This window comes from Neisseria sp. P0021.S005, assembly GCF_051956955.1.
The window spans coordinates 1-496 of sequence record NZ_JBQCWY010000921.1 but is presented as its reverse complement, the minus strand read 5'-3'; the positions used below and the strand labels follow the sequence as shown (position 1 = coordinate 496).

Genomic DNA, 496 nt, shown 5'->3' with positions numbered 1-496 from the left:
ACAAAACACCCACCCCACAAACAAAACACCAACAACCCAACCCCACCACCACCCACCAAACCCCCCCCCCACCACCCCCAACAACAAACACACAACAACAACCCAACCAACCAACACACCAACCCACCACACCAAAAACCACAAACCCAAACCCCACCCACCACACCACCACCCAACACCACCAACCCCCCAACACCCCCCCCCCCCAAACAACCAACCCAACCAACAAAACACCCACCCCACAAACAAAACACCAGCAGCCCAACCCCACCACCACCCACCAAGCTCCCCCCCCACCACCCCCAAAAACAAACACCCGGTAACAACCAAACCAACCAAAACACCAACCTTCCAAACCGAGGGCCACGGCCCCAACCACCACCCACCCCACAACCCCCCAAAAACAAAAACCCAAAAACATCTAACTCCCCCCGCTAACCAACCAAGCCAACAAAACGCAAGCACCACAAACAAAACGCAAAAAATCCAAAACCAC

General features: G+C 55.0%; 1 protein-coding gene. It reads right to left on the bottom strand.

Going from position 1 to position 496, the window contains the following annotated elements:
• The coding region (locus ACTHUE_RS20170) for a hypothetical protein (RefSeq protein WP_440424299.1) at positions 1-375 on the bottom strand (375 nt) is incomplete at its 3' end.
• Positions 376-496: the final 121 nt, after the last annotated feature.